The 7,235-nt window shown below is 63.7% G+C and carries 8 protein-coding genes and 1 pseudogene; 6 read left to right on the top strand and 3 right to left on the bottom strand.

Annotated elements, in window-relative coordinates:
• Positions 1-639 precede the first annotated feature (639 nt).
• The 3 genes from tauA to ACGLHR_RS49985 all read left to right on the top strand — a co-directional run bounded on the left by tauA (position 640) and on the right by ACGLHR_RS49985 (position 3,387).
• Positions 640-1,653 carry a taurine ABC transporter substrate-binding protein gene (gene tauA / locus ACGLHR_RS49995; protein ID WP_318238265.1) on the top strand — a complete coding sequence of 338 codons (1,014 nt, stop codon included), beginning with the start codon at positions 640-642 and terminating at the stop codon, positions 1,651-1,653.
• A gap of 71 nt (positions 1,654-1,724) precedes the next feature.
• A complete protein-coding gene (locus ACGLHR_RS49990) occupies positions 1,725-2,501 on the top strand; it encodes a taurine ABC transporter ATP-binding protein (RefSeq protein WP_150986972.1) in 777 nt (258 codons plus the stop codon).
• A gap of 10 nt (positions 2,502-2,511) precedes the next feature.
• On the top strand, positions 2,512-3,387 hold the full coding sequence (locus tag ACGLHR_RS49985; RefSeq protein ID WP_400103335.1) for an ABC transporter permease subunit: 876 nt from the start codon (positions 2,512-2,514) through the stop codon (positions 3,385-3,387).
• An 82-nt stretch (positions 3,388-3,469) separates the two neighbouring features.
• On the opposite strand, the gene ACGLHR_RS49980 is transcribed toward ACGLHR_RS49985, so the two are convergent.
• The 3 genes and pseudogenes from ACGLHR_RS49980 to ACGLHR_RS49970 all read right to left on the bottom strand — a co-directional run bounded on the left by ACGLHR_RS49980 (position 3,470) and on the right by ACGLHR_RS49970 (position 4,034).
• Entirely contained in the window at positions 3,470-3,607 is a 138-nt protein-coding gene (locus tag ACGLHR_RS49980; protein ID WP_400103338.1) for a hypothetical protein, read from the bottom strand.
• 33 nt (positions 3,608-3,640) lie between these two features.
• A pseudogene (locus tag ACGLHR_RS49975) lies at positions 3,641-3,697 on the bottom strand (hypothetical protein); the annotation flags it as partial.
• A gap of 25 nt (positions 3,698-3,722) precedes the next feature.
• Entirely contained in the window at positions 3,723-4,034 is a 312-nt protein-coding gene (locus tag ACGLHR_RS49970) for an SMP-30/gluconolactonase/LRE family protein (RefSeq protein WP_400103333.1), read from the bottom strand.
• Between the two features lie 265 nt (positions 4,035-4,299).
• On the opposite strand from ACGLHR_RS49970, the gene ACGLHR_RS49965 reads away from it, so the two are divergent.
• The 3 genes from ACGLHR_RS49965 (at position 4,300) to ACGLHR_RS49955 (ending at position 6,896) form a co-directional block, all read left to right on the top strand.
• Positions 4,300-5,253, top strand: coding sequence for a 2-hydroxyacid dehydrogenase (locus tag ACGLHR_RS49965; protein WP_400103331.1), 954 nt, complete (start codon positions 4,300-4,302; stop codon positions 5,251-5,253).
• A gap of 110 nt (positions 5,254-5,363) precedes the next feature.
• A complete protein-coding gene (locus tag ACGLHR_RS49960) occupies positions 5,364-6,323 on the top strand; it encodes a Bug family tripartite tricarboxylate transporter substrate binding protein (RefSeq protein WP_400103329.1) in 960 nt (319 codons plus the stop codon).
• A gap of 303 nt (positions 6,324-6,626) precedes the next feature.
• Positions 6,627-6,896 (top strand): hypothetical protein, encoded by a 270-nt coding sequence (locus tag ACGLHR_RS49955; protein ID WP_400103328.1) that lies wholly within the window; start codon positions 6,627-6,629, stop codon positions 6,894-6,896.
• Positions 6,897-7,235 lie beyond the last annotated feature (339 nt).

The raw sequence follows: 7,235 nt of genomic DNA, 5'->3' as shown, positions 1-7,235 counted from the left end.
ATGAAGGCCGAACCCATGATGCCGAACATGTCGGTGACGCCGTTGGCGGCGAGGGTCTCGACAAAGGCTTCCGACGGGGTCATCTCCTGCGGGCCGGTGGTGACGGCGCCAGCCTGGGTGCCTGCGGCGAGGGATTCGGGAAGATGTTCGCTCATGATGTCGTGTCTCCAGTCTTCGATCAAAACGGAACCAAACGTTCCGAAAAGTGTTTGTGGATCGAAATGTAGGATGAGACTAAGCGATGGTCAATAGGAAAATCAGATAAACGGAATGCCGTGTACCTAAAAATGGTAGTAAATACCCTTTAAAGTGACGCAAATGCAACCTGTGAGCCTGTGTGGACCCACAGTTCGTCCCCGCTGGCTCTAACCCGGTGGCGGGCCGCTTTCTACCATACGACTACACCTTGCCCAGCGCTGCTTGCCAAAGCGCCTGGTGCACGCCGCGACGACTCTCCACAGAGCAGAGCGCCGCTAAGAAAGGAGAGGACGCAAAGACGTCCCAACCAGACGGAGACACTGGCATGCCTCATGCTTATCACATCTTCCTCCTCGAGCAGGCACCGCCCTGGTGCCAGGCTTTCCGTGCCGGCGTTCTCCGCCACAGCACACCACACCGTTAATCTTGAGGAGGTTCATCATGCGTTGGTTCAAGCAGCTTGCAGCAAGCGTAGTACTGGCGGCCGTCGTTGCCCCGGGCGCCTACGCGCAGACCAAGGAAGTTGTCATCGCCTATCAGGACATGGTGGTGCCATGGCGCTATGCGCAGGACATGAAGGAAGTCGAGAAGCAGACCGGCTACAAGGTCTCGTTCCGCCAGTTCGGCGGCGGCGGCGACGTGATCCGCGCCATGGCTTCGGGCCAGATCGCGATCGGCGAAGCCGGCACCTCGCCGATTGCCTCGGCGTTGTCGCAGGGGCTGGACGTGGAGCTGTTCTGGATCCTTGACGACATCAACGCGGCCGAGGCCATGGTGGCGCGCAACGGCAGCAATATCAACAGCGTGGCCGACCTGAAAGGCAAGCGGGTGGGCGTGCCCTTTGTCTCCACCACGCACTATCACACGCTGGTGGCGCTTGAGCAGGCCAAGATCAATCCCAAGGACGTCAAGATCATGAACATGCGGCCGCCCGAAGTGGCCGCGGCCTGGGAGCGCGGCGACATCGACGCCACCTTTATCTGGGACCCGGTGCTGGCCAAGCTCAAGCAATCGGGCAAGGTGCTGGTGACCTCCGGCAAGATCGCCGCCGAGACAGGCAAGGCCACCTTCGATGGCATGATCGCCAACAAGAAGTTCGCGCGGGAGAACCCCGAGTTCATGGTCAAGTTCGTCAAGATCCTGGCCGCGGCGGATGACAAATATCGCCAGGACAAGGCCGCATGGACCCCGGATTCGCCGATGGTGAAGGCGGTCGCCAAGGTCTCCGGCGCCAAGCCCGATGCGGTGCCGGGCAGCATGGCGCTGTACGGCTTCCCCACGCTGGAAGAGCAAGCCTCGCCCCGCTGGCTGGGTGGCGGCGCGGCCAAGGCGCTGCAATCGGCGGCGCAATTCCTGAAGGAGCAGGGCACGATCCAGACCGTGTTGCCGGACTACGGCGCGGGCGTCAATGCGGAATGGGTGAAGCGCGCGCTCGCCTCCAAGACGCCGGCCTGACTTGCCAGCGCCGCGCGGCAGGCGACGCCTGCCGCGCGGCCTTGAATCCCCTTTTCAGGAAGTTTGCAGCTATGGCCAAACTCGAAATCGACAACCTGAGCGTTAACTACGGCGGCCGCGGTGGCGCCGATACGCTGGCCCTGTCGCAAGTCAATCTCACCATGGAGCGCGGCGATTTCGTGGTCGCGCTGGGTGCCTCCGGGTGCGGCAAGACGACCTTGCTGTCGTGCATCGCCGGTTTCATGCAACCCTCGGAAGGCGAGATCCGCCTCGATGGCAAATCCGTGCACGGCCCTGGTGCGGAGCGCGGCGTCGTGTTCCAGAAGCATGCATTGATGCCCTGGCTCAATGTGCTGGACAACGTGGCGCTGGGCCTGCGGCTGCGCGGCGTGCCGCGCGCCGAGCGCCTGCGCATCGCCCAGGAAAAGCTGGCGCTGGTCGGCCTGGAAAAGGTAGCGGCCAAGCCGGTCTACCAGCTCTCCGGCGGCATGCAGCAGCGCGTGGGCATTGCCCGCACGCTCGCCAACGATCCGGCGGTCATGCTGATGGATGAGCCGCTCGGCGCGCTCGACGCGCTCACGCGCGAGACGATCCAGGCGCTGATTCTCAAGCTGTGGGCGGCGGAGCAGAAGATCGTGTTCTTCATCACCCACAGCGTGGAAGAAGCGCTGTTCCTGGCAACGCGGCTGATCGTGATGACGCCCTCGCCGGGCCGCATCGCGCATACCTACGAGCTGCCCTTCGCGCGACGCTTCATTGCCTGCGGCAACGCCCGCGAGGTCAAGGCCGATCCGGAGTTCATCCGGTACCGCGAAGAAATCGTCAACCTGATCCATGCCACGCCCTGAGGAGTCCGACATGCCTGCTACTGCTCAAAGACTCGACCCCGCGCCGGGCACGGCCGCCGTGGCCGCCAAGCCGCCGGCGCGCCGCATGAAGGCCGTCTCCGGCTACCGCCTGCCGGGCGAGGGCTCCAGCTCGCGCATCTCCACCATCACCGTGGTGTCGCTGCTGGCGTTGTGGTGGATCGCCAGCCACCTGCGCTGGCTGCCGCCGCTGTTCCTGCCCACGCCGGAAGCCATCATCAACGCCTTTGTCGATGCCTGGAACGGCAATGTGCAAGGCGGCCTGCCGCTGACCGAGCACTTCCGCGCCAGCATGGTGCGCGTGTTCGGCGCGTTTGCACTGGCGACCGTCACGGCGGTGCCGATCGGCGTGATGATGGGGGTGTCGCGCATCGCGCGCGGGGTGTTCGATCCGCCCATCGAGTTCTATCGTCCGCTGCCGCCGCTGGCCTACCTGCCGCTGATCGTGATCTGGTTCGGCATCGATGAAACGTCCAAGATCCTGCTGATCTTCCTGGCCTGCTTCGCGCCGCTGGCCATGTCGGCCCAGGCCGGGGTGCGCTCGGTCACCATCGAGCAGATCAATGCCGCGTATTCGATGGGCGCCAACCGGTGGCAGGTGATCCGCCATGTGGTGATCCCCGCCGCGTTGCCGGACATCCTGACCGGCATGCGGATTGCCATCGGCTTCGGCTGGACCACGCTGGTCGCAGCCGAGATGGTGGCAGCTACGTCGGGCCTTGGGCAGATGGTGCTCAATGCGTCGAACTTCCTGCGCACGGATGTGGTGATCATGGGCATCGGGCTGATTGGCCTGATTGCCTACACGTTCGATCTGCTGATGAGGAAGACGGAGAAGTGGCTGGTGCCCTGGAAGGGGAGGATGTAAGGCCTGTGACTTGCCGGGCGGCGGTACCCGCTGCCCGGATCCTGCCGCTTGAGTGGCGCCTGGGTGCGGCCCAATCGAGCGGTCATGCGGCAAGCTCGAAAGGGTGTTCGGCAATCCCGGCAACACCGGGACGCAAAGCGAATACCCCGCCGGCCAGCGGCTGCTCGGCTTCCACCGATGCGTCGGCCGGGCGAATCGACGTGACGAACAGGGTCTTCATGTCGGCGCCGCCAAAGGAGCACATCGCCGGCTTTTTCACGGGAAGCGCGATGCTGCGGTCAAGGCGCCCCTCAGGCGTAAAGCGGTGCACGACACCTGCGTCATTCCCGCTCCCTCTATCTGGCGCTGCAGGCCACTACACTGGCCAGGCTCCGGCTGGCCATGCTGCCATCGGCCTGCGGCCGCAGGTGGAACAGGCCGCTTTGCATGCCAGCGGCAAAGCCGCCGCCACTGGCGGGGGCGATACATGCCCCCATTTCAGCCAGCCGCCGCGTGCGGATTGCCGCGCTAGCGGCGTTCCATTCGAATAGTGTCCTGGCGGGGATGTCCACCCAGTACAGGCATTGGGTCTTTGTATCCCACAACGGGCTTTCGCCGACCGCATTGCGGACATCGGCAATCAGGTCGATGGGCAGGTCAGTGATCATGGTCTATCAGCGTGGGCATCAAGGCCGGAGCGGCAACGGGTTGGCCGCGGACACAAGGCTTTTCAAGTGCGAGCCTTATGCTGCTCTTGGTGTTGCGTTGTCATATGACATACTATACCGCCCTCCGAGATCCGGGGTTAAAGGTTTCCCCTGTTCGGCGCAGTTCGTCAAGCTGTTAACCCTAAATCCCTGATTTCCTCCTTGTTTCAATACGGTCTAAGTCATAGGATGACATATGACATCGCCTTCCCGATAGGACTACAACATGAAAGCCAGCATCCTGCAGCTGAACCCGATCCTCATCCCTGCGATCAACGACAAGCTGGATTCGCTCTACACCGTGCACCGGTTGTTCGAGCAAACCGACAAGGATGCCTATCTGCGCGAGCATGGGCCCACGATCCGCGCGGTCATCACCGGCGGCCACACCGGCATCACCAGGGCAATGATGGCGCAACTGCCCGCGCTCCAGGTGGTGGCGGTCAACGGCGTCGGCACCGATGCGGTCGACCTCGAATATGCCCGCGCGCGCGGCCTGCCGGTGACCGGGACATTTGGAGCGCTGACCGAGGATGTCGCGGATCTCGCCGTGGGCCTGCTGATCGCCACTTGCCGGGGCATGTGCTCGGGCGATCGGTTTATCCGCGCCGGCGACTGGGTCCGCCATCCGCAGCCAAGCGCGATCCCGCTGGCCCGCCGCGTCAGCGGCATGCGCGTGGGCATTGTCGGCATGGGTCGCGTGGGCCGTGCCGTCGCTGCGCGCATGACGGCGTTCGGCTGCCCCATCGCCTACACCGATCTCAAGGCGATGGATGACGTCCCCCACACCTTCGTGGCCGACCTCGTGCAGCTGGCCCGCCAGAGCGATGCGCTGATTCTTGCCGCCGCCGCGGACAAGGCGGAGGGCATTGTCGATGCCGAGGTGCTCGACGCGCTGGGCAAGGATGGCTACCTGATCAACATCGCGCGCGGCCGGCTGGTCAAGGAAGACGACCTGGTCGCGGCGCTGACTGCCGGGCGCATCGCCGGCGCCGGGCTGGATGTCTTCGTCGATGAGCCGAACGTGCCGCAAGCCCTGTTCGCGCTGGACAACGTCACGCTGCAGGCGCACCGCGCCAGCGCCACGCACCAGACGCGGGCCGCCATGGGGGAGATGGTCCTGGCAAGCATTGCCCAGGCGCTGGCCGGGCAACGGCCGGAGTTCAGCCTCACTACCTGAGCGCTGGGAGCCTCGCTACACAGCCTCGCTACACCGCCTCGCTACACAGCCTCGTTACACGGCCTGGTTACGCCGCCCCGACGATAAGAATCAGAATCACAGGAGACAAGATGCAAATCAGATTTCTGGCGGCAATCGCCATGACCGTGCTGGCGCCGGGCATGGCCGGCGCGCAATCCTATCCGACCAAGCCGATCACCATCGTGATCGGCTCCAGCCCCGGCAGCACCACGGATGGACTCGCCCGCGCAATGGGTGCCCAGATCACCAAGGAGACGGGCCAGGCGGTCGTCGTCGACAGCCGCCCTGGCGCATTCGGGGGCATCGCGGCGCAGCTCGTCGCGCGCTCGGCGCCCGATGGCTACACGCTGTTCATGACCACCAACACCACGCAGGCGGCCAATCCGCATCTGGTGAAGAATCTGCCCTACAACCCCATCAAGGATTTCGCGCCGATCGGCCAGGTGGTCCAGGGCTACATGCTGATGGTCGTGAACCCCAACGTGAAGGCCGCGAACGTGCCCGAGCTCATCGCACTGGCGAGGAAGGAGCCGGGCAAGCTGACGTTCGGCTCCGGCTCATCGTCGGCGCGGGTTGCCACCGAGCAGTTCCAGCACATGACCGGGACGAAACTGACATACGTCCCCTACAAGGCCAATCCGCCTGCCGTGATCGACCTTGTGGCCGGACAGACCGACGTGATGATCGTCGACCTGACCACCAGCCTGCCGCAGGTCAAGGCCGGCAAACTGCGCGCGCTCGGCGTCAGCAGCCCGCAGCGCTCGCAGCTGCTGCCCAGCGTGCCAACCATCGCGGAGCAAGGGGTGGCGGGTTATGAGTTCGGCTACTGGAACGGGCTGTACGCGCCGGCAGGCACGCCGGCGCCGATCATCAACCGCCTCAACGAGCTGATGCGCAAAGCCATGGCGACCGAATCCATTCGTCATTTCGTGATGGAAAACGGCATGGAGGTAAAGGTGTCCTCGCCTGAGGAACTCGCTAAATTCCAGCTTGCCGAGCTCGATCGCTGGGGCAAGATCATCAAGACGGCAGGCATCCAGCCTGAATAGCTTTGACTCTGAGAGGCAGTACGTCAGGAAGGCGGCCCGTCAGGTTGCCGCCGGATCGCCGTTGGGAATGGTCAAGCATATCCGCTCGATCGTAGGGGGCGACCGGTTAGGGGAGCGGTCAGGGTGACCGCCATTGCGGCAGGCCACGTTGAGGTCTGCCGATAGCCGCAGCAAGCACTGATGCGGGCGCGGCAGCCAATGCCAGAAGGCCACCAGTCACGCCATGAGCATCCTCGATACTTGCAATTCAGTACTGAATTCAGCACCATTTAACTTGTGTTTTGTACTGAAAGAGGGGCCGCCATGAACAATACGTTGACCGTCGCGGAGCTCAAGCGACGCGGCATGGCCGCCATTGAGGAAGGCTTGCGGCATGGGCCAGTGCACATCATCAAGCGTAACCGGTCGGCTGCTGTTGTGCTGTCGGAGGAAGAGTATCGGCGCCTCACGGGCGAGCGCTCGCGGACGGGGCCGGGTGTAATGGCCGTGCAATGGCTGCTTGCGCAACCGACCGCCGGTACGCGCGACAAGGCAGAGATCGACGCCGCCCTGGCCGAGGAGAGCCGCTGGTAATCGCGTTTTTCGATGCGAACGCACTGATCTACCTGCTCGAGGGCAAAGAGCCATTTGCCAGCCGTGTGCGCGCGGAGCTTGAGGCGGTGTACCAGGCTCATCCTGACATAGGATCTGCGGTCAGCCGCCTGAGCTGACTGGACTGCCGTGTCGGCCCGATGAAAGCGAATGATGCTGCCACGTTGGCGATTTACGACGCCCTCTTCGCTCGGCCGGATCTCACGTGGCGGGAGCGAGCAACAGATACTACATTCTTACTCATAAGTATCTATAATTGCTCGCCATGAGCAAGGTTTATCGGATCAACGAATTCGCAAAGCGCATCGGACGGGCTCCCAG

Source organism: Cupriavidus sp. CuC1 (genome assembly GCF_044627735.1).
GTDB lineage: Bacteria > Pseudomonadota > Gammaproteobacteria > Burkholderiales > Burkholderiaceae > Cupriavidus > Cupriavidus ulmosensis.
Note: the sequence above shows the minus strand (reverse complement) of the source record. Positions and strands in the feature narration are given on the sequence as shown.

Bases quoted from the DNA above. Each gene is read 5' to 3' on its own strand.
- tauA (WP_318238265.1), top strand. From the start codon at position 640: ATGCGTTGGTTCAAGCAGCTTGCAGCAAGCGTAGTACTGGCGGCCGTC.
- ACGLHR_RS49990 (WP_150986972.1), top strand. From the start codon at position 1,725: ATGGCCAAACTCGAAATCGACAACCTGAGCGTTAACTACGGCGGCCGC.
- ACGLHR_RS49985 (WP_400103335.1), top strand. From the start codon at position 2,512: ATGCCTGCTACTGCTCAAAGACTCGACCCCGCGCCGGGCACGGCCGCC.
- ACGLHR_RS49980 (WP_400103338.1), bottom strand. From the start codon at position 3,607: ATGAAGACCCTGTTCGTCACGTCGATTCGCCCGGCCGACGCATCGGTG.
- ACGLHR_RS49970 (WP_400103333.1), bottom strand. From the start codon at position 4,034: ATGATCACTGACCTGCCCATCGACCTGATTGCCGATGTCCGCAATGCG.
- ACGLHR_RS49965 (WP_400103331.1), top strand. From the start codon at position 4,300: ATGAAAGCCAGCATCCTGCAGCTGAACCCGATCCTCATCCCTGCGATC.
- ACGLHR_RS49960 (WP_400103329.1), top strand. From the start codon at position 5,364: ATGCAAATCAGATTTCTGGCGGCAATCGCCATGACCGTGCTGGCGCCG.
- ACGLHR_RS49955 (WP_400103328.1), top strand. From the start codon at position 6,627: ATGAACAATACGTTGACCGTCGCGGAGCTCAAGCGACGCGGCATGGCC.